General features: G+C 73.8%; 25 protein-coding genes. 19 read left to right on the forward strand and 6 right to left on the reverse strand.

Annotation, left to right across the window (positions count from 1 at the left end; all coding sequences use genetic code 11):
- The first annotated feature begins 4 nt into the window (after positions 1-4).
- The 7 genes from KSK32_RS22700 to KSK32_RS22730 all read left to right on the forward strand — a co-directional run bounded on the left by KSK32_RS22700 (position 5) and on the right by KSK32_RS22730 (position 4,298).
- A complete protein-coding gene (locus tag KSK32_RS22700) occupies positions 5-364 on the forward strand; it encodes a hypothetical protein (RefSeq protein ID WP_216933027.1) in 360 nt (119 codons plus the stop codon).
- A 65-nt stretch (positions 365-429) separates the two neighbouring features.
- Positions 430-1,251, forward strand: coding sequence for a DUF1206 domain-containing protein (locus KSK32_RS22705; RefSeq protein WP_216933028.1), 822 nt, complete (start codon positions 430-432; stop codon positions 1,249-1,251).
- 77 nt (positions 1,252-1,328) lie between these two features.
- Positions 1,329-2,525: a mechanosensitive ion channel family protein gene (locus KSK32_RS22710; RefSeq protein WP_216933029.1), complete on the forward strand. Its 1,197-nt coding sequence runs from the start codon at positions 1,329-1,331 to the stop codon at positions 2,523-2,525.
- Between the two features lie 239 nt (positions 2,526-2,764).
- A complete protein-coding gene (locus KSK32_RS22715) occupies positions 2,765-3,199 on the forward strand; it encodes a phage holin family protein (RefSeq protein ID WP_013474843.1) in 435 nt (144 codons plus the stop codon).
- Complete coding sequence (locus tag KSK32_RS22720) at positions 3,196-3,537, forward strand: DUF3618 domain-containing protein (RefSeq protein ID WP_018784992.1); 342 nt, start codon at positions 3,196-3,198, stop codon at positions 3,535-3,537. The genes KSK32_RS22715 and KSK32_RS22720 overlap by 4 nt, the downstream gene beginning before the upstream one ends.
- Positions 3,534-3,806, forward strand: coding sequence for a DUF4235 domain-containing protein (locus tag KSK32_RS22725; RefSeq protein ID WP_216933030.1), 273 nt, complete (start codon positions 3,534-3,536; stop codon positions 3,804-3,806). Before KSK32_RS22720 ends, KSK32_RS22725 begins: the two co-directional genes overlap by 4 nt.
- A 288-nt stretch (positions 3,807-4,094) precedes the next feature.
- Positions 4,095-4,298, forward strand: coding sequence for a cold-shock protein (locus tag KSK32_RS22730; RefSeq protein WP_007075740.1), 204 nt, complete (start codon positions 4,095-4,097; stop codon positions 4,296-4,298).
- 81 nt (positions 4,299-4,379) lie between these two features.
- Here the strand turns inward: KSK32_RS22730 and KSK32_RS22735 are convergent, their stop codons facing one another.
- Both KSK32_RS22735 and KSK32_RS22740 read right to left on the reverse strand, forming a co-directional pair.
- The gene (locus tag KSK32_RS22735; protein ID WP_216933031.1) at positions 4,380-4,571 is read right to left on the reverse strand and encodes a hypothetical protein; all 192 of its coding nucleotides are present in this window, start codon (positions 4,569-4,571) and stop codon (positions 4,380-4,382) included.
- A 79-nt stretch (positions 4,572-4,650) separates the two neighbouring features.
- Positions 4,651-5,634, reverse strand: a complete 984-nt coding sequence (locus KSK32_RS22740; protein WP_216933032.1) for an aldo/keto reductase — start codon at positions 5,632-5,634, stop codon at positions 4,651-4,653.
- A gap of 84 nt (positions 5,635-5,718) precedes the next feature.
- Here KSK32_RS22740 and KSK32_RS22745 point away from each other — a divergent pair, with 84 nt between their 5' ends.
- Both KSK32_RS22745 and KSK32_RS22750 read left to right on the forward strand, forming a co-directional pair.
- Positions 5,719-6,510 (forward strand): trans-aconitate 2-methyltransferase, encoded by a 792-nt coding sequence (locus KSK32_RS22745; RefSeq protein ID WP_216933033.1) that lies wholly within the window; start codon positions 5,719-5,721, stop codon positions 6,508-6,510.
- A complete protein-coding gene (locus KSK32_RS22750) occupies positions 6,507-7,532 on the forward strand; it encodes an adenosine deaminase (RefSeq protein ID WP_216933034.1) in 1,026 nt (341 codons plus the stop codon). Before KSK32_RS22745 ends, KSK32_RS22750 begins: the two co-directional genes overlap by 4 nt.
- A 312-nt stretch (positions 7,533-7,844) precedes the next feature.
- On the opposite strand, the gene KSK32_RS22755 is transcribed toward KSK32_RS22750, so the two are convergent.
- The gene (locus tag KSK32_RS22755; protein WP_216936296.1) at positions 7,845-9,236 is read right to left on the reverse strand and encodes a HAMP domain-containing sensor histidine kinase; all 1,392 of its coding nucleotides are present in this window, start codon (positions 9,234-9,236) and stop codon (positions 7,845-7,847) included.
- 29 nt (positions 9,237-9,265) lie between these two features.
- On the reverse strand, positions 9,266-9,955 hold the full coding sequence (locus KSK32_RS22760; protein ID WP_013285422.1) for a response regulator transcription factor: 690 nt from the start codon (positions 9,953-9,955) through the stop codon (positions 9,266-9,268).
- A 73-nt stretch (positions 9,956-10,028) separates the two neighbouring features.
- On the opposite strand from KSK32_RS22760, the gene KSK32_RS22765 reads away from it, so the two are divergent.
- The gene (locus KSK32_RS22765; RefSeq protein WP_216933035.1) at positions 10,029-10,955 is read left to right on the forward strand and encodes an ADP-ribosylglycohydrolase family protein; all 927 of its coding nucleotides are present in this window, start codon (positions 10,029-10,031) and stop codon (positions 10,953-10,955) included.
- A 107-nt stretch (positions 10,956-11,062) separates the two neighbouring features.
- Here KSK32_RS22765 and KSK32_RS22770 read toward each other — a convergent pair whose 3' ends face one another.
- The gene (locus tag KSK32_RS22770; RefSeq protein ID WP_254187153.1) at positions 11,063-11,908 is read right to left on the reverse strand and encodes a YcnI family protein; all 846 of its coding nucleotides are present in this window, start codon (positions 11,906-11,908) and stop codon (positions 11,063-11,065) included.
- A gap of 203 nt (positions 11,909-12,111) precedes the next feature.
- On the opposite strand from KSK32_RS22770, the gene thrS reads away from it, so the two are divergent.
- The 4 genes from thrS (at position 12,112) to KSK32_RS22790 (ending at position 16,718) form a co-directional block, all read left to right on the forward strand.
- On the forward strand, positions 12,112-14,130 hold the full coding sequence (gene thrS, locus KSK32_RS22775) for a threonine--tRNA ligase (protein ID WP_216933036.1): 2,019 nt from the start codon (positions 12,112-12,114) through the stop codon (positions 14,128-14,130).
- A 75-nt stretch (positions 14,131-14,205) separates the two neighbouring features.
- Positions 14,206-14,766, forward strand: a complete 561-nt coding sequence (locus tag KSK32_RS22780; protein WP_374226723.1) for an HIT domain-containing protein — start codon at positions 14,206-14,208, stop codon at positions 14,764-14,766.
- Positions 14,767-14,798: 32 nt separating this feature from the next.
- The gene (locus tag KSK32_RS22785) at positions 14,799-15,452 is read left to right on the forward strand and encodes a hypothetical protein (protein WP_216933037.1); all 654 of its coding nucleotides are present in this window, start codon (positions 14,799-14,801) and stop codon (positions 15,450-15,452) included.
- A 264-nt stretch (positions 15,453-15,716) separates the two neighbouring features.
- Entirely contained in the window at positions 15,717-16,718 is a 1,002-nt protein-coding gene (locus KSK32_RS22790) for an aldo/keto reductase (RefSeq protein ID WP_216936298.1), read from the forward strand.
- 258 nt (positions 16,719-16,976) lie between these two features.
- Here the strand turns inward: KSK32_RS22790 and KSK32_RS22795 are convergent, their stop codons facing one another.
- The gene (locus KSK32_RS22795; protein WP_216933038.1) at positions 16,977-19,133 is read right to left on the reverse strand and encodes an elongation factor G-like protein EF-G2; all 2,157 of its coding nucleotides are present in this window, start codon (positions 19,131-19,133) and stop codon (positions 16,977-16,979) included.
- 252 nt (positions 19,134-19,385) lie between these two features.
- Here KSK32_RS22795 and pgsA point away from each other — a divergent pair, with 252 nt between their 5' ends.
- The 5 genes from pgsA (at position 19,386) to pdxS (ending at position 23,730) form a co-directional block, all read left to right on the forward strand.
- Positions 19,386-20,006: a phosphatidylinositol phosphate synthase gene (gene pgsA / locus KSK32_RS22800; RefSeq protein WP_216933039.1), complete on the forward strand. Its 621-nt coding sequence runs from the start codon at positions 19,386-19,388 to the stop codon at positions 20,004-20,006.
- Positions 20,003-20,935 carry a phosphatidylinositol mannoside acyltransferase gene (locus KSK32_RS22805; protein WP_216933040.1) on the forward strand — a complete coding sequence of 311 codons (933 nt, stop codon included), beginning with the start codon at positions 20,003-20,005 and terminating at the stop codon, positions 20,933-20,935. The genes pgsA and KSK32_RS22805 overlap by 4 nt, the downstream gene beginning before the upstream one ends.
- A 9-nt stretch (positions 20,936-20,944) precedes the next feature.
- Positions 20,945-22,105 (forward strand): glycosyltransferase family 4 protein, encoded by a 1,161-nt coding sequence (locus KSK32_RS22810; protein WP_216933041.1) that lies wholly within the window; start codon positions 20,945-20,947, stop codon positions 22,103-22,105.
- A gap of 83 nt (positions 22,106-22,188) precedes the next feature.
- Complete coding sequence (locus tag KSK32_RS22815; RefSeq protein ID WP_216933042.1) at positions 22,189-22,692, forward strand: hypothetical protein; 504 nt, start codon at positions 22,189-22,191, stop codon at positions 22,690-22,692.
- 126 nt (positions 22,693-22,818) lie between these two features.
- Positions 22,819-23,730 carry a pyridoxal 5'-phosphate synthase lyase subunit PdxS gene (pdxS, locus tag KSK32_RS22820; protein ID WP_216933043.1) on the forward strand — a complete coding sequence of 304 codons (912 nt, stop codon included), beginning with the start codon at positions 22,819-22,821 and terminating at the stop codon, positions 23,728-23,730.
- Positions 23,731-23,778: the final 48 nt, after the last annotated feature.

The following is a 23,778-nucleotide window of genomic DNA, read 5'->3' on the forward strand; positions in this document are numbered from 1 at the left end:
GCGGGTGACGACCCGACGCGCCACCTCCGCCCCCGCCCGCCGCGCCGCCGGTCTGCTCGCCGGCCTCGCCCTCGGCGCCGCTCTGCTCGCCGGATGCAGCTCCGAGGGTGCCGAGACCGACTGCGGCCTCGACGCCTGCACGGTCACCTTCGACCGCGGCGTGGAGGCCAGTGCCCGGATCCTCGGCGTCGAGGCGAAGCTGATCGGCGCCGACGGCGACCAGGTCACCGTCGAGGTCGCCGGGGAACAGCTCTCGCTCACCGTGGGCCAGCAGGCCACCGAGGTCGCCGGCTTCCAGGTCAGCCTGGACAGCGTCTCCGACCAGCAGGTCGTGCTGCGGGTGGCCAGCGACCTCAACGGCTGATCCGTTTCGGCCGTCCCTCCCGGCGGAGACGTTTGGAGAATCTCCCGCCGGGAGATTGAGGGCTCATGTCTCTCACCCGGAACGCCGGAGCCACCGCCGCGCAGGCCAAGAACAGCCGGTGGCTCGAACTGTTGACCCGCGTCGGTTTCATCGGATACGGAATCGTGCACCTTCTCTTCGCCTGGCTTGCGTTGCAGATCGCCTTCGGCAACTCGGGCGAGGAGGGAAACCAGAACGGCGCGCTGCGCACCCTCGGTGAACAGCCGCTCGGGAAGTTCGTCCTGATCGCGGTGGCGGTCGGCCTGTTCGCCATGGCGATCTGGCAGGCCTTCCAGGCGGCCATCGGCCACGTGTCCAAGACCGGCAAGGAACGGCTCTTCGAGCGCATCGCCTCGGTGGTCCGCGTCGTCGTCTTCGTCTGGCTGGGCTGGACCGCGATCAAGGTGGTCCAGGACGCCAGCGCCAACGCCTCGAACCGGCAGGAGCAGCTCTCCGAGAAGCTGATGGCCTCCGACGGCGGCCGCTGGCTGGTCGGCCTGGCCGGTCTGGTGCTGGCCGCGGTCGGCATCGGCATGGTGATCTACGGCCTGAAGAAGAAGTTCGAGCGCAACCTCAAGACCGGCGAGATGAGCCCGAAGACCCGGCAGCTCACCCGTCGTCTCGGCATGGCCGGGTACGCCGCCCGGGGCTCCGTGTTCGCCATCACCGGCCTGCTGATCGTGGTCGCCGCGGTGAACTACGACCCGGAGAAGGCGCGTGGCCTCGACGCCGCCCTGCGGACGCTGCGCGACCAGCCGTACGGGCCGTGGCTGCTGGCGGTCATGGCGCTCGGCATCGCCGCGTTCGGTGTGTACTGCTTCTTCCAGTCCCGGTTCCGCAAGGTCTGATCCTGGTCGATACCCGGGCCGCCGGGCACGATTGGGCCTTTGCCCGATTGCCGCCCGGGCGGAGGGAGAGAGAGTTCGTGCAGAGTTACGTCATGACCATCGCCGCCGCGCTCGCCGCGGCGGCGATGGCGTTGGTGCTGGCCCAGGTGGTGCACCGGGTCACCCGCCGCCTCGGCCGCCGGTCGCTGCTGATGACCGAGCTGACCGAGCACGCGCACCGCGCGTTCCAGGTCGCGCTCACCGTGGCCGCGGTGCAGTTCGCGGTCCGGTTCACCACCGGCTACGCGGTCGGCAGCCCGTGGCGGCAGTTCGTCCTCCACACGCTGGTGCTGGCGACGATCGCCGCCACCGCGTGGCTGGTGGCCGCGCTGCTGGTGGTGGCGGAGGACACCGCGCTGGCCCGGTTCCGGGTCGACGTGCCGAACAACAGGCACGCCCGCCGCGTGCGTACCCAGGTGGTGCTGCTGCGACGGCTCACCATCGCGGTGATCGTGATCCTCACGGTCGGCGTGATGCTGATGACGTTCCCGGCCGTACGCGGCATCGGCGCCGGTGTGCTCACCTCAGCCGGTGTGATCGCCGCGGTCGCCGCGCTGGCCGCGCAGAGCCTGCTCGGCAACGTCTTCGCCGGTCTCCAGCTCGCGTTCAGCGACGCGGTACGCCTGGACGACGTGGTGGTGGTCGAGGGGGAGTGGGGCCGGATCGAGGAGCTGACGCTCAGCTACGTGGTGGTGCAGGTCTGGGACGACCGCCGGCTGATCCTGCCCACCTCGTACTTCACCAGCCGGCCGTTCCAGAACTGGACCCGTACCGAGGCGGCCGTGCTCGGCACCGCCGAGTTCGACCTGGACTGGGCCATTCCGGTGCAGGCGATGCGGGAGGAACTGCGCCGCCTGTGCGAGGGCACCGAGCTGTGGGACGGGCGGGTCTGCGTCCTCCAGGTGACCGACGCGACCGGCGGCCTGGTCAAGGTCCGCGCGCTGGTCAGCGCCGCCGACGCGGGCAGCCTGTGGGATCTGCGCTGCCTGGTCCGGGAGCACCTGGTGACCTGGGTACGCGACCAGCGCCCGACCGCCCTGCCCCGGCTGCGCGCCGAGGTCGGCGACGCCACCGGCCCGCTGCCCTGGCAGGCGGTGCAGCCGCGCCGCCCGGTACGCCGCGCGGCCGACACCGAGGCGCCCGACGACGCGCGGGTCTTCGGCGGCAGCGACGACGGCGAGGCCCGCAGCGAGGTGTTCGTGGGCCGGGAGGAGCACGCCGAGGCGCGCCGCTGATCCCGCGCCCCCGATCGGACCCCCGGCCGCCAACGGCGCCGGGGTTCGGCGCGTACGGGCGGCTTTCGCGCCGGACGGGTTTGGCCGGGCGGTTGCGGGGGACGTGGTGCGCACGCCCCGGATCCGGTGCCCGGCACCGGGTCGCGGCGGCGCGCGGCCGGGCGGACCGGCCGCGCCGCGCAGGATTGACGGGCGGCGACTCCGGGCATACAGCGCGGTGATGACGAAAGGAGGACAGCATGGCTGACGTCGCGAGTCGCAGCACGTCGCGGACCGGGAGCGAGCCGTCCACCGCCGAACTGGTACAGCGCGCCACCGAGCAGGTCACCCGCCTGGTGCGGGACGAGCTGGCCCTGGCCCGTGCGGAGCTGACCCAGAAGGGCAAGCACGCCGGGATCGGGATCGGTCTGTTCGGCGGTGGTGGGGTGATGGCGCTCTACGGCGCCGGCGCCCTGGTCGCCACCGTGATCCTGCTGCTGGCGCTTGTCATGCCGGCGTGGCTGGCCGCCCTCATCGTGGCGGTGGCGCTGTTCCTGCTCGCCGGGATCCTGGCGCTGGTGGGCAAGAAGCAGGTCAGCCGTGCCGTCCCGCCGGTGCCGGAGGCGGCGGTCCGCAGCGTTCGGGCGGACGTCGACACGGTCACCGCCGCGGTGAAGGACGGGAGGCGGGCATGACCGGTAACGGGACCGGGGACGTGGCGGCGCTCCGGGAGGAGATCCGCCGGACCCGGGTGGAACTCGGTGAGACGATGGAGCTGCTCGCGGCCAGGGCCGATCCGAAGGCGCTGGTGCGGCACTCCGCCGAGCAGGCGAAGGCGCGGATGCGTGAGCAGGCGTCGCTGACCGCGGCCCGGATGCGCGGGCGGGCGGCCGAGCGGGCCCGGCTGGTCCGGGCACAGGCGTACGAGAAGAGCGAGGCGGTCGGGCGCAACCCGTTGCCGTGGGCGGCCATCGCGGCCGGCGCGCTGGTGACCGCGGTGGTGCTGGTGATCGTCCGAGGGAGGCACAGGTGAGCGGGAAGATCGGCAAGGTGGCGTACCGGCCGGTGGGGGTGCTGCTCGGCTTGGCCGCCGGTGCCGTCGCCGGGGCGATCTTCCGCCAGGTCTGGAAGGTGACGGCGGGCGACGGCGAGGCGCCGAGCGCCACCGACGAGGACCGTGGCTGGGGCGAGGTGCTCGCCGCCGCGGCCCTGCAGGGTGCCATCTTCTCGGCGGTGCGGGCCGCCGTCGACCGGGGTGGAGCGGTCGGCGTACGCCGGCTGACCGGTCACTGGCCGGACTGACGAGAAGGCCGGAAAGGCCCCTTTCCCGAGCGCGGGAAAGGGGCCTTTCGCATGGCTCCGGCGGGGCCGCGCAGGGCCGCCCGCGCGACCTTCAGGTCACATGTCGGAGAATTTCGTCCGCTAGGCTGTGCGAAGTTTTTGCGTACGTGGTTTGCTGTCTCACGCTGTTGAGAGACGCGTGGGTTGAGAGAAGTCTCCTGCATTGGGGGCCGCCTCAGGCGCCGCTGCTCGAAAACGGCCAATCGGCCGCACGGCGTGCTCGGCCGCCAGTTTTAGAAGGAGATACACATGGCGCAGGGAACCGTGAAGTGGTTCAACGCTGACAAGGGCTTCGGCTTCATCACCGTCGACGGCGGGGGTGCTGACGTGTTCGTCCACTTCTCGGCCATCCAGACCAGCGGCTACCGCACGCTGGAGGAGAACCAGCGGGTGGAGTTCGAGATCGCCCAGGGTCAGAAGGGTCCGCAGGCCGAGCAGGTCCGCCCCATCTGAGCTGACCGCACCGGCCACGCCGGCCGGTGCCGGAAGCCCCGCATCCCGTACGGGAGGCGGGGCTTCACCGTGTCCGGCCCCTCAGCGACGCCGCGCCCGCATGCCCCACCAGAGCCCGGCCAGTCCGAACAGGACGAGCACCGGGCCGGCCAGCGCCCAGATCCGCTGGTCGCTCAGCACGCTGCCCTCGACGTAGCCGAGGCCCAGCACCGTCCACAGCGCACCGAGCACCACGGCGAGCAGCCCCAGGGTGAGCCGGAACCAACCCCTCATCGTTCCCCCTCCGACGACAGTCCCGCTCCAGCATGCCCGCCGCCGCGGCCACCCGCCGCCGCCGCGCCGACCGGCCGGCTCACCACCGTTCGTGTACCTGCGGGCGGATCAGCTCGTCGTAGGTGGCCCGCACCGCGGTCAGCTCCACCTCGGTCAGTGCCGGCTGCCCGGCCGCCTCGGCGTTGCGCCGTGCCTGCTCGGGGGAGCGGGCGCCGGGGATCACCACAGTCACGCCGGGCTGGTCGAGGATCCACCGCAGCGCGAACTGCGCCATCGTGCGGTCGTCGCCGACCAGCGGCGCGAGCCGGCGCACCGCGGCCAGGCCGCTGTCGTAGTCGACGCCGGAGAACGTCTCGCCCACGTCGAACGACTCGCCGTGCCGGTTGAACGTGCGGTGGTCGTTCGCCGGGAACGTGGTGTTCTCGTCGTACCGCCCGGAGAGCAGGCCGCTCGCCAGCGGCACCCGGGCGATGATCCCGACCCCGGCGGCAGCGGCGGCGGGTAGCACCTGCTCCAGCGGCTTGTGCCGGACCGCGTTGAGGATGATCTGCACGCTGGCCACACCGGGCCGGGCGATGGCGGTCAGCGCCTGGTCGCAGGTCTCCACGCTGACGCCGTATCCGGCCACGCGGCCCTCGTCGACGAGTGTGTCGAGCGCGTCGAAGACCCGGTCGTCGGCGAAGACGGCGGTGGGCGGACAGTGCAACTGCACCAGGTCGAGCGTGTCGACGCCGAGGTTGGCCCGGGACCGGTCGGTCCAGGCCCGGAAGTTGCCGAGGGTGTACGCCTCCGGCGTCTGCTCCACCCGGCGGCCCATCTTGGTGGCGACGGTGAGCCCGTGCCCGGAGCGGGAGCGCAGGAACCGGCCGATCAGCGCCTCGCTGCGGCCGTCGCCGTACACGTCGGCGGTGTCCAGGAAGGTGACGCCCGCGTCGACGGCGGCGGCGAGCACGGCGAGCGCGTCGTCCTCGCTTACCTCGCCCCAGTCCGCGCCGAGCTGCCAGGCGCCGAGTCCGATGATGCCGACGTGCCGGCCGAGCCGGTCGAAGCTGCGCTGTTCCACCCGGTCGAGCCTAGTGAGCGGGTTGCCGTGGCGCGCGCCGGGCCGTACCGTCTAACAAGACGTACGTACGGTTTGGAGGTTGTCATGTGGGATCCGCGCACCTACCTGCGCTACGGCGACGAGCGCTCCCGGCCGTTCCACGACCTGCTGGCCCGTGTCGGCGCCGAGCACCCCCGCGCCGTGGTCGACCTCGGCTGCGGCCCCGGCACCCTCACCGCCACGCTCGCCGGCCGCTGGCCCGGCAGCCGGGTCACCGGCCTCGACTCCTCCCCGGAGATGATCGCCCGGGCGACCGCCGAGGGCGGCCCGGTCACGTACGCCGTCGCCGACGCCCGCGACTGGCGGCCCGAGCCCGACGTGGACGTGCTGGTCGGCAACGCCGTGCTCCAGTGGGTGCCGGAACACCGCGACCTGCTCCGCCGCTGGGCGGGCGCCCTCCCGGCGGGCGCCTGGATGGCGTTCCAGGTGCCAGGCAACTTCGACGCGCCGTCGCACCGGCTGCTGCGCTCCGTCGCCGCCCAGGACCGGTGGCGCGACGCGCTCACCGGCAAGCTGCGCGAGGCGCCCGTCGACGAGCCGGTCGGCTACGCCACGCTGCTGACCGGCGCGGGCTGCGCGGTGGACGCCTGGGAGACTACGTACGTGCATCTGCTGCCCGCCACCGGCGCCGACCACCCGGTGCTGGCCTGGATGGAGGGCACCGCGCTGCGCCCGGTCCGCGCCGCGCTGGACGCCGCCGGCTGGGCCGCCTTCCGCGCCGAGCTGGGGGTACGGCTCGCGCAGGCGTACCCGGTGCGGCAGGGTCAGGTGTACTTCCCGTTCCGCCGGATCTTCATGGTGGCCCGTACCGGCGCCCGCGTAGAGGAGAACTCGTGACCGACCTGCCCACCTTCATCGCCGGACTGCCCAAGGTGGAGCTGCACGTGCACCACGTCGGCTCGGCCTCGCCCCGGATCGTCGCCGAGCTGGCCGCCCGGCACGAGGGGTGCAGTCCCGTCCCGGCCGACCCGGAGGCGCTCGCCGACTACTTCGCGTTCCGCGACTTCGCCCACTTCGTCGAGGTCTACCTCAGCGTGGTGGATCTGATCCGCGACGCCGACGACGTCTGGCTGCTCACCCACGAGGTGGCCCGGGAACTGGCCCGCCAGCAGGTCCGGTACGCCGAGCTGACCGTGACGCCGTACTCGCACGTCAACCGCGGCATCCCGGCGCCCGCGTTCTGCGAGGCGATCGAGGACGCCCGCAAGCGCGCCGAGGCCGACTTCGGCATCGCGCTGCGCTGGTGCTTCGACATCCCCGGCGAGGCCGGCCTGCCCGCCGCCGAACAGACGCTGCGGATCGCGCTCGACGAACGACCCGACGGGCTGATCAGCTTCGGCCTCGGCGGGCCCGAAATCGGGGTGCCCCGGCCGCAGTTCAAGCCGTACTTCGACCAGGCCCGGGCGGCCGGGCTGCGCTCGGTGCCGCACGCCGGCGAGACCACCGGCCCGGAGACGATCTGGGACGCGCTGCGCGAACTGGGCGCCGAGCGGATCGGCCACGGCATCTCCGCCGCGCAGGACCCGGCGCTGCTGACCTACCTCGCCGAGCGGCGGATCCCGCTGGAGATCGCCCCGACCTCCAACGTGCGCACGCGTGCCGTACCGAGCCTGGACGCGCACCCGCTGCCCCGGCTGGTCGAGGCCGGCGTGCCGGTCAGCATCAACTCCGACGACCCGCCGATGTTCGGCACCACGCTCAACGACGAGTACGCGGTGGCCGCCCGGCTGCTGCGACTCGGGCCGGACGGGGTCGCCGCGCTGGCACGCGACGCGGTCGCGGCGGCGTTCCTGGCGCCGGCCGAGCAGGCCCGGATCACCGCCGAGATCGACGCGTACCTGGCGAGCGCGGCACGCTGAGGCGCCGCGCGGTCAGCAGCATCGCCGTCAGCGCGGTGAGTGCGGCGGCATGACCGGGCCCGGCGGGCGCCGGCCGGTGGCATGACGGTCACCTCACGCCCGGGATCGACGGGGAGAGCGCGCGCGACGGGAGCGAGGTGTGGGGGGACCGGACTCCCGCCGCGCGCATGATCCGTCGGCCGAAAGGTCTTACGGGGCGTCCCGGCCGACGGAACTGATGGGTTCTGTCAGCGATCCTGGCAGTTCACGCCGGTTTCGCGGCCGCCGTTAAACCACCCTTAAGGAGAACTTGCGCCCGTGCACAGCCACGGGTCAGCGCGGGCGCGGCCAGCGCCGCCCGGGACGCGGCTCGCGTACCTCCCGGGCCATCCGCCCGACCAGCCCGAACCGGTTCACCGGCCGGGGCGCGGCGTCCGGGTCGGCCAGCAGCATCACCACGCTCGCCCCGCCGAGGCGGGCCCGGTCGATGCTCACCGAACCGCTCGCCTGCAATGCGACCCGCTTGGCGATGTCCAGCCCGAGCCCGGTGGACCCCTTGTCGCTCTCGCCCCGGCGCAACGCCCGGTCCGGGTCGGCGATGCCCGGCCCGGCGTCGTCGATGCGGATCGCCACCCAGCCGTCCCGGCGGCTCACCGCCACCTCGAACGCGGTGCCCTGCGGCGTGTACCGGAACACGTTGCCGATCACCGCGTCCAGCGCGGCGGCCAGCTCGGCGCGGGGCACCGGCGCCGGGATCCGCAACTGCGCCCCGACCACCCGGTGCGGCCGGTTCTGGTCACCCGCCAGCGCCGACCAGAAGACCATCCGGTCCCGGACCACCTCGCTCACGTCGCACGACGACGGCGCCGTCTCCTGGGCCACCGCCTTGCGGGTCGTCTTGATGAGCTGGTCGACCTCGCCCTCCAGCGTGACGATCGCCTGCCGGATCCGCCGGATGCCGCGCCGCCGGTCCAGCTCCGCCTCGCTGAACGTGCCGATGCTCGTGTCGTCGGACTCCAGCGCCTCGGCGTCCAGCCGCAGCGCGGTCAGCGGCGTACGCAGCCGGTGCGACAGGTCGGCGACCAGTTCGTGCTCGTCGGCCCGCAGCGCCACCAGCCGTTCGGTCATCCGGTTGAACGCGTGCCCGGCCTCGGCCAGCTCACGCGGGCCGGTCGGCTCGACCCGTACCCCCAGCTCGCCGTCGCCCACCGCGAGCGCCGCCTTGACCAGGTCGCCGGTGGCGTCCACGGCCCGGGCCGCCACCCGGTCGACCACTGCGACCGCCGCGCCGACCAGCGCCAGGCCGATCGCGAGCAGCAGCAGCCACCGTCCGCCGCCGCCGGAGTCGAGCACCTCGTCGGGGACGAACACCTCCACCACGGCGACCCGGTCACCGAGCACCACCGGGTCCAGCCGTAGCACCCCGCCGTCCACCTCGGTCACCACCGACCGCCGCTGCGCGGCGGCGTCGGCCAGCACCTGCGGGTCGGCGCGCCCGGCCGACTCGTCGGCGCCGACGCCGTGCACGACCGGGCGCAGGGCCGGATCGTCGCCGGCCGCGGCGGCCACCGCCCGTTCGATGGTCGCGGTGTCGGTGCTGACCGCCAGGGCGCCGGTCACCAGCGCGGCCCGGCGGGCGGCGTCGGCCAGCTCCGCCTCCCGGGTCCGGTCGGCGAGGGTGAACCCGAGCGGGACGAGGAAGGCGAGCGCGATCAGGCCGCACAGGCCGGCGGTGAGCCCGGCGAGCGTGAGCCTCAGTCCGGCGCCACCAGCCGGAAGCCGACCCCCCGCACGGTGCGCAGGTAGCGCGGCTTCGCCGCGGACTCGCCCATTTTGCGGCGGAGCCAGTACAGATGAACGTCGATGGTCTGGTCCTCGCCGACCGATGGCTGCCGCCATACCTCCTCCAAGAGTTCCCGCCGGGACACTACCCGGCCGGGACGCGCGGCGAGATACGCCAGCAGGTCGAATTCCTTACGGGTCAGGGCCAGCGCCTCCCCGTCCAGCACCGCGCTGCGCTCGCCCACGTCGACCCGCAGGCCGCCGACCGTGTGCACGGCCGGTGCCACGGTGCGGCTGGCCCGGCCGGCCCGGCGCAGCACAGTGGTGATCCGGGCGTCCAGGTGCGCCCCGGTGAACGGCTTGACCATGTAGTCGTCCGCGCCGGCGCGCAGCAGCCGTACCACCGACTGCTCGTCGTCGCGGGCGGTCGCGATGATGATCGGCACGTCGGTGATGCCGCGCAGCATGCGCAGCGCGTCCGAGCCGTCCAGGTCGGGCAGGCCGAGGTCGAGCACCACCAGATCCGGTGTCTCCGCGGCGACCCGGCGCAGCGCGTCCAGCGCGGTGCCGACGGCGTGCACCGCGTGTCCCCGGTCGGTCAGCGACCGCAGCATGGCGCCGCGCACGACGTGGTCGTCTTCGACCAGCAGGACGGTTGCCACGTCAGCACCGTACTCGGCATGGCAAGCCGGTCGCGTTGCGGCGGTCCGGCCAACCGGGCAAGCTGGGACGGCGATGACGTTCACGCTCTTCCCCGACACCCGCCTCACGCTCGCCCGCGACGCGCTGGCCGGCCTGTCGGTGGGCGACGCCCTCGGCTCCCGGTTCTTCGTTCCCGGCGGCACGGTCGCCCCGTGGTCGGATGCGTTGCCGCCGGGCCCGTGGCTGTGGAGCGACGACACGGAGATGGCCTGTTCCGTGCTCGACGTGCTCGCCAGGCACGGCCGGATCGAGCCCGACGTCCTCGCGCTCGCCTTCGCCGCGCACTACGACCCGGCCCGCCGCTACGGCGCGGGCGCGGTCGAGCTGCTGGAACTCATCCGGGCGGGCACGCCCTGGCCGGTGGCCGCCGCGTCCGCGTTCGACGGGCAGGGCTCCTGCGGCAACGGCGCCGCGATGCGTGTCGCACCGCTCGGCGCCTGGCACGCCGACTCCGCCCGGCGCGCCGCCGAGCAGGCCCGCGCCTCCGCCGAGGTGACCCACGCCCACCCGGAGGGCGTGGCCGGCGCGGTCGCGGTCGCGGTGGCCGCCTCGCTCGCCGCCCGCGCCCGCCTCGACGGCGACCGGCCCGACCCGGCCCGGCTGCTCACCGCCGTCGCCGGGGCGCTCGACCCGGCCGGTGAGGTGCACCGGGGGGTACGCCGGGCCGCCGCGCTGCTCGGTCACTCCGTCGCCGAGGCGGCCGACGCGCTCGGCAACGGCTCGCGGGTCACCGCGCAGGACACCGTGCCGTTCACGCTCTGGGTCGCCGCCACGCTGCTGCACGACTACCCCGCCGCCATCCGTGCCTGCGTGGAGGCGGGTGGCGACGTGGACACCACTGCCGCGATCGTGGGCGGGATCGTGGCCGCGTACACCGGGGTCGGCGCGGCGGGCGGCGTGCCGGAGGGCTGGCTGACCGCCCGCGAGCCACTGCCCGGCTGGCTCCCCACCCCCGCCTGACCGCCCGACCTCCCTCGCCGGCCGTGGTCGTGGGTGCGCGCGCCAGTTCGGGGAAGTGGCGGGGTCGGCGGGGGAGGGATGCAGCCACCTCGGCGAGGTGGAGTCGATCATGCGTTCCGGCGCGCACCACCAGCGGGGACGGGCTCGTCGGGGGAAGGGCTGTCGTCGTGCGGGAGGGTCATGGTGTCGCGTCGACGGCGGCTGAGCAGCCAGCCGATCGCGGCGCCACCGGCCAGCCCGGCGAGCAGGCCGCCGCCGAGCAGCAGGTCCGCGCTCGGCCCGTCGTCGGCCGCCGGTGCCGCGCCGCCCGCCGCACCGCCCTGCGCCCCACCGGCCGCGCCGGGGCCGCCCGCCGCGCCGTGACCGCCGTGCGCGCCGCCGTTCGTACCGGCGCCGCCGTCGTGCGTCACGGTGCCGGGCAGCGGCGGCAGCAGCTCGACCGTCGGCGCGGGGTGCGCGCCACCCGCCGGGTCCGCCCACCGGACCACAGTGCCGTCGTCGTACGTCTGCAGGACGGTGAACGTCAGCCGGTCGGTGGCGGGCATCGGTCCCATGCCCAGCGGCAGCCGGGCCGGCCCGGTGCCGGTGCCGGGCATCCGCAGCCAGCTCACCGAGTGGGTCACCTGGTTCAGTTCGGACGCATGCATGCCGGGGATCGGCTGGTCGAGCGTGCGGGTGGTGATGGTCGGCGCCCAGTCCGGCACCGACAGCGGGTACACCTCGCCGATCGGGGCGTCCGCGGGCATCGTCAGCTCGATCCTGGTGGTGCGGCTGCCCGGCCGGTCCGCCGGCACCACCACCGACAGTTGGATCGCGTCGCCCTGGCGTACCTGGGCGGGCGAGGTCGTGACTGTCACACCGGCCGCGTTCGCCGCGCCCGGCCAGCCCACCGCCCCGGCGAGTACGGCCGCCAGCAGCGCCGCCGCCCACCGGCCCTGACGGGTCATCCTCATGGTCGTCCCCATCCCTCTCGACTGGGGCCGGCACCGGCTCCGGCCCCACCGGGTAGTTCGGGCGGCCGGGCGAAAAGGTTCAACACCGCACGGAACTCGTCGGAGACGGGCACCGGCGTCGGCGGCGGTCCGGGTCCGGGCGACCGATAGCATCGCAGGGGCCGTTCACCGGCCCTTCCGTACCGTCGACGACAGGAGTCACCGTGTCCGCACCCCGTACCCCCGTCGTGGCCGACCCCGTCGTCGTCGCCGCCGGGACCACGGCGGCCGACGCGGTGGCCGCGGCCGGCCTGCCGATGAGCGGGCCGAAGGCGATCGTGGTGGTCCGCGACCCGCAGGGCCAGCTCCGCGACCTGGACTGGCGTCCGGCCGAGGACGTCGCGGTCGAGCCGGTCACCCTGAACAGTCCGGACGGGCTGAACGTGCTGCGTCACTCCACCGCCCACGTGCTGGCCCAGGCGGTGCAGGACGTCTTCCCGGACGCGAAGCTCGGCATCGGCCCGCCGATCGAGAACGGCTTCTACTACGACTTCGGCGTCGACAAGCCGTTCCAGCCGGACGACCTGGCCAAGCTCGAGAAGCGCATGCAGGAGATCGTCAAGTCCGGCCAGCGGTTCCGCCGCCGCCGGTTCGCCGACCTGGACGAGGCCCGGGCCGAGCTGGCCGCCGAGCCGTTCAAGCTGGAGCTGATCGAGGTCAAGGGGGAGGGGCTGGACTCCTCCGAGGTGATGGAGGTGGGCGGCGGCGAGCTGACCATCTACGACAACCTCGCCGCTAACGAGGACAAGGTCTGCTGGTCCGACCTGTGCCGCGGCCCGCATCTGCCGAACACCCGGCTGATCGGCGCGTTCAAGCTGATGCGCTCCGCCGCCGCGTACTGGCGCGGGTCGGAGCGCAACCCGCAGCTCCAGCGCGTGTACGGCACCGCCTGGCCGACCCGGGACGAGCTGAAGGCGTACCTGAAGCTGCTGGAGGAGGCCGCCCGCCGCGACCACCGCAAGCTCGGCGCGGACCTCGACCTGTTCAGCTTCCCCGACGAGATCGGCTCCGGCCTGCCCGTCTTCCACCCCAAGGGCGGCGTGCTCAAGCGGGTGATGGAGGACTACGTCCGGGCGCGCCACATCGAGGAGGGCTTCGACTACGTCGGCACGCCGCACATCTCCAAGGAAGGTCTCTTCCACACCTCGGGACACCTGCCCTACTACAAGGACACGATGTTCCCGCCGATGGAGATGGAGGGCAGCGACTACTACCTCAAGGCCATGAACTGCCCGATGCACAACCTGATCTACCGGTCGCGCGGGCGGTCCTACCGGCAGCTGCCGCTGCGGCTGTTCGAGTTCGGCTCGGTCTACCGGTACGAGAAGTCGGGCGTGATCCACGGGCTGACCCGGGTGCGCGGTTTCACCCAGGACGACTCGCACTCCTACTGCACGAAGGAGCAGGCGCCGGCCGAGATCAAGCACCTGCTCGGCTTCGTGCTCAGCCTGCTGCGTGACTTCGGCATCGACGACTTCTACCTGGAGCTGTCGACCCGCGACGACTCCCGCCCGGACAAGTTCGTCGGCACCGACGCCGACTGGGCGACCGCCACCGCCGTGCTGGAACAGTGCGCGCTGGAGACCGGCCTGGAGCTGGTGCCGGACCCGGGCGGCGCGGCGTTCTACGGCCCGAAGATCTCCGTGCAGGCCAAGGACGCCATCGGCCGGACCTGGCAGATGTCGACCATTCAGTACGACTTCAACCAGCCCAAGGGCTTCGGGCTGGAGTACCAGGCCGCCGACGGCACCCGGCAGCAGCCGGTGATGATCCACTGCGCGAAGTTCGGGTCGATCGAGCGGTTCATCGGCGTGCTCACCGAGCACTACGCGGGCGCGTTCCCGGCCTGGCTGGCGCCGGTGCAGGTGGTCGGCATCCCGATCCGTGACGAGCACGGCGACTACCTGGTCGACTTCGCCGCGACGCTGCGCCGGCACGGCATCCGCGCCGAGGTCGACCTGGGCGACGACCGGATGCAGAAGAAGATCCGCAACGCGCAGCAGCAGAAGATCCCGTTCATGGTGATCGCCGGGGACGACGACGTGGCCGCCGGCACCGTCTCGTTCCGCTACCGGGACGGCTCGCAGCGCAACGGGGTACCTGTCGACGAGGCGGTGGCGCACGTCCGCGAGGTGGTGGAGTCGCGCACCAACGCCGGTCCCACCGCCACCGCCGCCGAGTAGACGGTCCGCCGAACCGCGCCGCCGGGCGGCGGCGCGGTTCGGCGGTGTTCCGGCCCGGATCGTAGGATCGCCTGTGTGACAGGGGCGGAGCGGGACACCGGGTACGGCGGCGACGACGGTCTGGCGGACGGGCTGGACCGGCTCTGGACGCCGCACCGGATGACCTACATCTCCGGCGAGGACCGTCCCGAGGGCGGCTACGAGAAGCCGGCCGGCTGCCCGTTCTGCCGGGCTCCCGGGCTGCCGGCCGAGGAGAGCCTGGTGGTGGCCCGCGGTGAGCACGTCTTCGCGGTGCTCAACCTCTACCCGTACAACCCCGGCCACCTGCTGGTCTGCCCCTACCGGCACGTGGCCGACTACACCGAGCTGGACGAGCCGGAGACGGTCGAGCTGGCCGCGTTCACCAAGGCCGCCATGCGGGTGGTCCGGCACGTCTCCAGCGCGCACGGCTTCAACCTGGGCATGAACCAGGGCGGCGTGGCCGGCGCGGGCATCGCCGCGCACCTGCACCAGCACGTGGTGCCGCGCTGGGGCGGCGACGCCAACTTCATGCCGGTGATCGGCCGGACGAAGGTGCTGCCGCAACTGCTCGCCGACACCCGGGAACTGCTCGCCAAGGCGTGGGCGGCGGCCTGACGGCGGCCCGCCCCGACAGTACGATCTCGCGCATGGCTCTCCTGCACCGCGCGGAACTGCGCCCCTCGAAACTGGAGCTGCTCGTACCCTGGCTGCCCGGGCGGTCCTGGTTCGCCGGTGACGCGGGCGCGGAGGTCACCCGCGTCGCGGCGTACCGGTTCGACGACCCGGCCGGCGAGGTCGGCGTCGAGACGCTGCTCGTGCGCGCCGGTGACGGGCCGGTGCTCCAGGTGCCGATGACCTACCGCGGCGCGCCGCTGACCGGGGCGGACGACTTCTTCGTGGGCCTCGTCGAGCACTCGGTGCTCGGCCGCCGCTGGGTGTACGACGCCTGCGGCGACCCGGTGTACCCGCCGCTGCTGGCCGCCGCCGTGCTCGCCGACGCCGGGCAGGCCGAGGAGTACTTCGAGGTCGACGGGAAGCGCGAGGTACGTCCGGCGAGCATGACGCTGACGGGTAGCCGGACCGGCCGCCCGGTGCCGACCGGTCCGGCTTCGGCTGGTCCGGTGTCGGCTGGTTCGGTTTGGACCGGCTCGGGTGACGGCGGCGTGACGGTGGTCCGGGTGGGGGCCGTCGAGCTTGCGGTGGTCCGGCGGCCCGCACCGGCCGAGGTGCCGGGCTCCGGCGGGCTCACCGGCTCCTGGCCGGGCCAGGACGAGCCGGTGCTGCTGGCGTACGCCCGTTGACGGCTCGCCCGGTAGCGGCGTTCCTCCTCGGAGGCCGGATCGAAGGGGCGACCTCGGACTGATATACCTCAGAGGTATATTCATGACTCTCAGGCATATCGCCTTCACCGCGACTGTGCGCCGCCTCGCGTCACGCGGCGTGATCGCGATCGGGCTCCTCAGCGACGAACCGGCCCGCGGTCGCCGGTGAGGTGACAGGATGCGGCGGTGGCACTCGAGAAGCGACGGTTGGGGCGCAGTGGCATCGAGGTGAGCGCCCTCGGCATGGGGTGCTGGGCGATCGGCGGCCCGTGGGCCGAGGGCGCCCGGCCGCTGGGCTGGGGCCGGGTCGACGACGACGAGTCGGTACGCGCCGTCCGCCGCGCGCTGGACCTCGGCGTCACGCTGTTCGACACCGCCGACACGTACGGCGCCGGGCACGGCGAGCGGGTGCTCGGGCGGGCGCTCGCCGGCCGGCGCGACGAGGCGGTGATCGCCACGAAGTTCGGCTACACCTTCGACGAGCGCACCCGGCAGGCCACCGGCGAGAACGCCTCCCCGCACTACCTGCGCCAGGCGGTCACCGGCTCGCTGCGCCGGCTGGGCACCGACCGCATCGACCTCTACCAGCTGCACCTCGGCGACCTGCCGCTGCCCCGGGCCGAGGCACTGATCGGCACGCTCGACGACCTGGTCGACGCCGGCCTGATCCGGGCGTACGGGTGGAGCACCGACCGGGCCGACCGGGCCGCCGCCTTCGCCCAGGTCGCCCGCGGCGCCGCCGCCGTGCAGCATGCGCTGTCGGTGCTCCGGGACGCCCCGGCCATGCTGGACACCTGCGACAAGCACGACCTGGCCGGTCTCGCCCGAGGGCCGCTCGGGATGGGTCTGCTCACCGGTAAGTACACACCGGAGTCCACGCTGCCCCGCGACGACGTACGCGGACTCGGGCCGACCTGGCTGGAATGGTTCCGCAGCGGCCGGCCCGCCCCGGAGTGGCTGCGCCGGGTCGCCGCCGTCCGCGACGCGCTGACCGCCGACGGCCGCACCCTCGCGCAGGGGGCGATCGGGTGGATCTGGGCGCGCAGCGACCGGGCGGTGCCGATCCCCGGTGCCCGGACGGTGGCCCAGGTCGAGGAGAACACGGCCGCGCTGGCCTGGGGCCCGCTCGCGCCGGACCACTTCGCCGAGGTGGAGCGGCAGTTGGCCGCAGTTCGCTCGGCCGCCCTCCGCGACGCCGACCGCCCCCACTGGCCGATGCCCCCCGTCCCCGCCGTCCGCCCCTGACCCGAAGGACGCCCGCCCCTGGCGCGGCCCTCCGTCCCGGGCATTGCTCCCGCTCAGCGAGACGTACCTTCCGCCTACTGAGACGCCAAGAGATCTTGGCCCTCTCGGCGCCGATCTTGCGGTTGTGGCCCTTGAGATGCCCGGAATGCACACCTTGTGGGGGCCGCAAGTGCAAGATCGCGGAGGAGCGGAGGAGCGGAGGAGCGGAGGAGCGGAGGAGCGGAGGGCGGGGGAGGCTAGGTCCGGGCGGGGTGAGGGTCAGCGGGTGGTGGACTCCTTGCGGGCCTGGTCGGCCAGGTGGGCGGGCATGGGCTCGTGGCGGGCGAACTCGCGCCGGAACGTGCCGGTGCCGGCCGTCATCGAGCGCAGTTCTACCGCGTACCGAAGCAGTTCCGTCGCGGGCACCTCGGCGCGGACGAGCGTACGGCCCTCGGCGTCGGGGTCCGGCTCGGTGCCGAGCACCCGGCCGCGCCGTCCGGACAGGTCGCCCATCACCGCGCCGACCGACGAGTCGGGCACCCGGACGGTGATCTCGTCGACCGGCTCCAGCAACGCCGGCTGGCCCTTCTCGGCGGCGTCGCGCAGCGCCAGCGCGCCCGCGGTCTGGAACGCGGCGTCGGAGGAGTCGACGCTGTGCGCCTTGCCGTCGACCAGCGTCACCCGCAGGTCCACCACGGGGTAGCCGGCGACCAGGCCGCGTTCCATCTGCGCCCGTACCCCCTTCTCCACCGACGGGATGTAGTTGTGCGGGACCGCGCCGCCGACCACCCGGTCGACGAACTCGAAACCGGCGCCCCGGGGCAGCGGCTCCACCTCGATGTCGCAGACCGCGTACTGGCCGTGGCCGCCGGACTGCTTGACGTGCCGGCCGTGCCCGCGCGCGGCGGCGGTGAACGTCTCGCGCAGCGGCACCCGGACCGGCTCGGTGTCCAGCTCGACCCCGCCACCGCGCAGCCGGTCGAGCACCACGTCGGCGTGCGCCTCGCCCATGCACCAGAGCACCAGCTGGTGGGTCTCCGGGTTGCGTTCGAGCCGCAGCGTCGGGTCACCGGCGACCAGCCGGGACAGGTTGCGGGCCAGCGCGTCCTCGTCGGCCCGGCTGCGCGCCACGATCGCCACCGGCAGCAGCGGCTCGGGCATCTCCCAGGGCGCGACGAGCAGCGGGTCGTCCTTGGCCGAGATGGTGTCGCCGGTCTCCGCGCTGCCCGACTTGGTGATCGCGCACAGGTCACCGGCGACGCAGGCGGCCACCTCGCGCAGCGTCGCGCCCAGCGGGCTGTAGACGTGACCGACCCGCTCGTCGGCGTCGTGGTCCGGGTGGCCGCGCTCGGCCATGCCGTGTCCGGACACGTGGATCACCTGGTCGGGGCGCAGCGTGCCGGAGAAGACGCGGACCAGCGAGACCCGCCCGACGTGCCGGTCGACAGTCGTCTTGACCACCTCGGCGACGAGTGGGCCGTCCGGGTCGCAGGTCAGCGGCGGGCGGGGCGAGCCGTCCACGCCGGTCACGGCGGGCAGGTCGTGCTCCAGCGGCGACGGGAACGCCGCGACCAGGCCGTCGAGCAGCGCGTCCAGGCCGACGCCGGTCTCCGCGCAGACCGGCACCACGGGGTAGAAGTGGCCGCGGGCGACGGCCGTCTCCAGGTCGGTGATCAGCACCTCGGGGTCGATCTCCTCACCGCCGAGGTAGCGGTCCATCAGGGTCTCGTCCTCGCTCTCCGCGATGATCCCCTCGATCAGCTCGTCGCGGGACTCCTGGATGGCCGGCAGGTGCTCCGGGTCCGGTTCGCGCACCGCCGCCGGCAGCCCGCCGGAGTAGTCGTACACCCGGCGGGTGATCAGCCCCATCAGTCCCGCCACCGACTCGCCGTCGTCGCCGAGCATGGGCAGGTAGAGCGGGAGCACGTTGTCGCCGAAGACGCGCTGGCACAGCGCCACCGCCTCGTCGAAGTCGGCGCGTGGGTGGTCCAGCCGGGAGACGGCCACCGCCCGGGGCATGTCGACGGCGGCGCACTCCTCCCAGAGGGCGGCGGTGGCGGCGTCCATGCCGTCCACGGCGGAGACCACGAACAGGGCCGCGTCGGCGGCGCGCAGCCCGGCGCGCAGCTCGCCGACGAAGTCGCCGTAGCCCGGCGTGTCCAGCAGGTTGACCTTGACGTCGCGGTGCATCAACGGCGCGCAGGCCAGGCTGACCGAGCGCTGCTGGCGTACGGCGGCGGGGTCGTGGTCGCACACGGTGGTGCCGTCGGTGACGGCGCCGGCCCGGCTGATCGTGCCACCGGCGGCCAGCAGCGCCTCGACGAGCGTCGTCTTGCCGGCGCCGGAGTGCCCGACGAGCACCACGTTGCGGACCCTGCCGGGCTCGGTCACCACCGGCGCGCCGCCGGTGACACCCTTCTCGTTCTTCTGCGCCATCGCGGCGCACCTCCCTCAACCGGTGGTGGTGGCGACCGCCGCGGGCGACGGGGGAGCGGACCCGGGACGGGCGCCGCGGCGATATCTTCCGGTGATCTGCTGCTGGACGGGAACGCGGACCGGTGATCCGGTGAACTGGCTCACCTCCTGGCTCGATCTCACACCCGCGGAGGTGCCCGCACAAGGGCCGCCGGGCGGGTCGTACGCCCGGCTGTGTCCCCGGCGATTGCGGGCCGTTATCGTGGGACCGCCATGGCGAAGATCTTCCAAGTGACGGCCCGCGCGGGCATGACCCGCGTCGTGGAGCCGATCGCCCGCACGCTGCTGCGTGCGGGCGTGTCCCCCAACGCGGTCACCGTGACCGGCACCGTCGGCGTGCTCGTCGGCGCGCTCGGCTTCGGCGCGCGCGGCCACCTGGTCGCCGGCGCGCTGATCGTCACGGTCTTCGCCCTCACCGACCTGCTCGACGGCACGATGGCGCGGATGAGCGGCGGGTCCACCCGGTTCGGGGCGTTCCTCGACTCGAGCATGGACCGGGTCGCCGACAGCGCGGTGTTCGGCGCGGTCGCGTTCTGGCTGGCCACCGAGCACGACTACTCGGGCGTGGCGGCGGCGCTGATCTGCCTGGCCGCGGGCGGTCTGGTCTCCTACGTCAAGGCCCGCGCCGAGGGCCTCGGGATGACCTGCAACGTGGGCATCGCCGAGCGCACCGAGCGGCTGCTCATCGTCGGCGTCGGCGGTCTGCTCACCGGCGTCGGTGTCCGTCACGCTCTGGAGATCGCGCTCTGGCTGCTCGCCGCGGTCTCGATCTTCACGGTGGGCCAGCGGATGGCCCACGTCTACCGGCAGGCCCAGCGGGTCGGCGTCGAGTGAACCTCACCGAGGCGGGCTTCGTCGCGGGCTGGCGCCTGGTCCGGGCGCTGCCCCGGTCCGTCGCGGCGGCGGCCTTCCGGGTGGGCGCCGACCGCGCCCACCGCAAGGACGGCGGGGGTACGCGCCGGCTGCGCGCCAACCTGCGCCGGGTGGTCGGCCCGGAGATGCCCGACGCGGAACTGGACGTGCTGGTGCGCGCCGGGCTGCGTTCGTACGCCCGGTACTGGATGGAGGCGTTCCGGCTGCCCGGCCTGAGCCGTACGGAGATCCTCGCCGGGTTCCGCCTCGACGGACAGGAACTGCTCGCCGCCGACGTGGCCGCCGGGCGGGGCGCGGTCGTGGCGCTGCCGCACGCCGGCAACTGGGACGCCGCGGGCGCCTGGGTGGCGGCTACCGGCTGGCCGATGACCACGGTGGCCGAGCGGCTTCCGGACGGCGTCTACGAGCGGTTCGTCGGGTTCCGGGAAGGGCTGGGGATGGAGATCCTGCCCAACCACGGCGGGCCGCGTCCCGCGTTCGACGTGCTGGTGGACCGGCTGCGCACCGGTTACGTGGTGCCCCTGCTCGCCGACCGGGACCTGTCCGCCCGGGGCGTGGAGGTGGACTTCTTCGGCGGCCGGACCCGGATGCCGGCCGGTCCGGCGCTGCTGGCGATCCGGACCGGCGCTCCGCTCTACGTGGCCTCGATGTGGTACGAACCGGACGCGGCGTGCGCATCGATCGAGGGCCCGCTGCCGCTGCCGGATCCGGACAGCGCGCCCCTCGACGAGCGGGTCCGCGCGGTGACGCAGCGGATTGCCGACGGTCTGGCGGCGGGCATCGCCCGGCATCCGCAAGACTGGCACATGTTGCAGCGGATGTGGCTGGACCAGGACCGGGACGGTACGCCCACGTCGGCGGCGCCACCGGCCACCACCGGGACGGTCTAGGGGGGCGCAGTGCGTATCGGCATCGTGTGCCCGTACTCGTTCGACGTGCCGGGCGGCGTGCAGAACCACGTCATGGACCTGGCCGAGGCGCTGCTCGGGCTCGGCCACGAGGTGAGCGTGCTGGCGCCCGCCGACGAGGACTCGGCGCTGCCGCCGTACGTGGTGTCCGCCGGGCGGGCGGTGCCGCTGCCGTACAACGGGTCGGTGGCCCGGATCGCCTTCGGCCCGGTCTCCACCGCCCGGGTCCGCCGCTGGATCACCCGGGGCGACTTCGACGTGCTGCACGTGCACGAGCCGCTCACGCCGAGCCTGTCGATGCTGGCGGTGCTCTGCGCCCGCGGACCGGTGGTGGCCACCTTCCACACCGCGATGACCCGCTCCCGGGTGATGTCGGCCGCGCAGGGCGTGCTCCAGATCGTGCTGGAGCGGATCACCGCCCGGATCGCGGTGAGCGCGCTGGCCCGCAAGGTGCAGGTCGAGCACATGGACGGCGGCGCGGTGGAGATCCCGAACGGGGTGGCCGTGGCGAAGTTCGCCGGGGTGCCGCCGCTGCCGGGGTGGCCGGGGGAGTGCGTCCCGGGCACCGGCGGGACGCTGGGGTTCCTGGGCCGGTTCACCGAGCCGCGCAAGGGCTTCCCGATCCTGCGGGACGCGTTCGTCGCGCTGGCGACGCACCGGCCCGGGCTGCGCCTGCTGGTCGCCGGCCCGGGCGACGCCGACGAGCTGTACGGGCGGTTCCCGGCGGGCCTGCGCGACCGGGTCACGTTCCTCGGCCTGGTCTCCGAGGCGGACAAGGCGCGCATGCTGCGCAGCGTGCACCTCTACGTCGCACCGAACACCGGAGGGGAGTCCTTCGGGATGATCCTCACCGAGGCGCTCGCCGCCGGCACCACTGTCGTCGCGAGCGACCTGGACGCGTTCCGCCGGGTGCTCGACGGCGGGCGGGCCGGACGGCTGTTCCCGACCGGCGACGCGGCCGCGCTGGGCGCCGCGCTGTCCGAGCTGCTCGACGACGACGGCCGCCGCGCCGGGCTGACCGCCTGCGGCGACCAGGTGGTGGCGAATTTCGACTGGCCCGTGGTTGCCCGCCGCGTTCTGGAGGTATACGCAGCCGCGATCGAGGCCACCGACGGCCGGGTCATGGACCAGGAGTGGGCGGGTCTGGGCTGACCGCTGTGGCCGCTGCGGCCGCTGTGACGAGCGCGTCGACCGGTGCACCGCGCCGGCCGGCCGGGATGAGGAGCAGCACTACGATGCCGGGCATGTGGTGGGTGGTGGGCGCGGTCGCGGTGCTCGGGCTGCTCTCGGCGTACCTGATCTGGACCTCCGGCCGGGTGCAGCGGCTCCAGGTCCGCGCGGACTCGGCGGCCCGCGCGCTCGACGCGCACCTGCTGCGCCGTGCGGCCGCCGCCGCGGTCCTGGCCGAGCAGCGGTACGGCGTGGAGTTGTACGTCGCCGCCCGGATCGCGCTGGACGCCGCTCCGGAGGAGCGCGAGGCGGCCGAGAACGACCTGACCCGGCAGTTGCGCGGGGTGCGGCTGGACCCGGACGACCAGGCGTGCGCGGCGGTGATCGCGGCCAGCCGGCGGCTGGCGCTGGCCCGGCAGGTGCACACCGACCTGGTCCGGGACGCCCGCTCGGCGCGGGGGCGTCCGGTGGTACGGCTGTTCCGGATGGGGCGCGGGCGGCAGTGGCCGCGCTACTTCGACATCGACGACCCCACGCTGGCCCCGCACGCGGACGTGACCACCGGCTGACGTACCGGCCGTGACCGGGGCCACACGGCAGGCCACCGGGGGTTCGATTGGCGCTCGGATCGGCGTCGCGCCGGTCGTAGCATTCCTGCGCAGTCACCTCCCCAGCACGCCGAGGAGCGATGTCCCGTGTCTGAATCCGCAGCCCCGACCACCGCCACCGCCGTCGGCACCGCCCGCGTCAAGCGCGGCATGGCCGAGATGCTCAAGGGCGGTGTGATCATGGACGTGGTCACCCCCGAGCAGGCGAAGATCGCCGAGGACGCCGGCGCGGTCGCCGTCATGGCCCTGGAGCGCGTGCCGGCCGACATCCGCGCGCAGGGCGGTGTGTCCCGGATGAGCGACCCGGACATGATCGACGGCATCATCCAGGCCGTCTCGATCCCGGTGATGGCCAAGGCCCGCATCGGCCACTTCGTCGAGGCGCAGATCCTCCAGGCGCTCGGCGTCGACTACGTCGACGAGTCCGAGGTGCTGACCCCGGCCGACTACGCCAACCACATCGACAAGTGGGCGTTCACCGTCCCGTTCGTGTGCGGGGCGACGAACCTGGGTGAGGCGCTGCGCCGGATCACCGAGGGCGCCGCGATGATCCGTTCGAAGGGCGAGGCCGGCACCGGCGACGTCTCCAACGCCACCACGCACATGCGGCAGATCCGGCAGGAGATCCGCCGGCTCCAGTCGCTGCCCTCCGACGAGCTGTTCGTCGCGGCCAAGGAGCTGCAGGCCCCGTACGAGCTGGTCAAGGAGGTCGCCGAGCAGGGCAAGCTGCCGGTCGTGCTGTTCACCGCCGGTGGCATCGCGACCCCTGCGGACGCGGCCATGATGATGCAGCTCGGCGCGGAGGGCGTCTTCGTCGGCTCGGGCATCTTCAAGTCCGGCAACCCGGCCCAGCGGGCCGCCGCGATCGTCAAGGCGACCACGTTCCACGACGACCCGGACGTGCTCGCCAAGGTCTCCCGGGGGCTGGGCGAGGCGATGGTCGGCATCAACGTCGACGAGATCCCCCAGCCGCACCGCCTCGCCGAGCGCGGCTGGTGAATGTAAGGAGGGGCCCCCTGTTAACGCCTCCGGTAGAGGCGGGGCCCC

Origin of the sequence: Micromonospora sp. WMMB482 (assembly GCF_019038635.1) — a bacterium.
GTDB lineage: Bacteria > Actinomycetota > Actinomycetes > Mycobacteriales > Micromonosporaceae > Micromonospora > Micromonospora marina.

What these genes read in the sequence shown, in the direction of transcription:
- KSK32_RS22705 (WP_216933028.1), top strand. Translation starts at nt 430, where the DNA reads ATGTCTCTCACCCGGAACGCCGGAGCCACCGCCGCGCAGGCCAAGAAC.
- KSK32_RS22715 (WP_013474843.1), top strand. Translation starts at nt 2,765, where the DNA reads ATGGCTGACGTCGCGAGTCGCAGCACGTCGCGGACCGGGAGCGAGCCG.
- KSK32_RS22720 (WP_018784992.1), top strand. Translation starts at nt 3,196, where the DNA reads ATGACCGGTAACGGGACCGGGGACGTGGCGGCGCTCCGGGAGGAGATC.
- KSK32_RS22730 (WP_007075740.1), top strand. Translation starts at nt 4,095, where the DNA reads ATGGCGCAGGGAACCGTGAAGTGGTTCAACGCTGACAAGGGCTTCGGC.
- KSK32_RS22735 (WP_216933031.1), bottom strand. Translation starts at nt 4,571, where the DNA reads ATGAGGGGTTGGTTCCGGCTCACCCTGGGGCTGCTCGCCGTGGTGCTC.
- KSK32_RS22745 (WP_216933033.1), top strand. Translation starts at nt 5,719, where the DNA reads ATGTGGGATCCGCGCACCTACCTGCGCTACGGCGACGAGCGCTCCCGG.
- KSK32_RS22765 (WP_216933035.1), top strand. Translation starts at nt 10,029, where the DNA reads ATGACGTTCACGCTCTTCCCCGACACCCGCCTCACGCTCGCCCGCGAC.
- KSK32_RS22770 (WP_254187153.1), bottom strand. Translation starts at nt 11,908, where the DNA reads ATGAGGATGACCCGTCAGGGCCGGTGGGCGGCGGCGCTGCTGGCGGCC.
- KSK32_RS22785 (WP_216933037.1), top strand. Translation starts at nt 14,799, where the DNA reads ATGGCTCTCCTGCACCGCGCGGAACTGCGCCCCTCGAAACTGGAGCTG.
- KSK32_RS22790 (WP_216936298.1), top strand. Translation starts at nt 15,717, where the DNA reads ATGGGGTGCTGGGCGATCGGCGGCCCGTGGGCCGAGGGCGCCCGGCCG.
- KSK32_RS22795 (WP_216933038.1), bottom strand. Translation starts at nt 19,133, where the DNA reads ATGGCGCAGAAGAACGAGAAGGGTGTCACCGGCGGCGCGCCGGTGGTG.
- pgsA (WP_216933039.1), top strand. Translation starts at nt 19,386, where the DNA reads ATGGCGAAGATCTTCCAAGTGACGGCCCGCGCGGGCATGACCCGCGTC.
- KSK32_RS22815 (WP_216933042.1), top strand. Translation starts at nt 22,189, where the DNA reads ATGCCGGGCATGTGGTGGGTGGTGGGCGCGGTCGCGGTGCTCGGGCTG.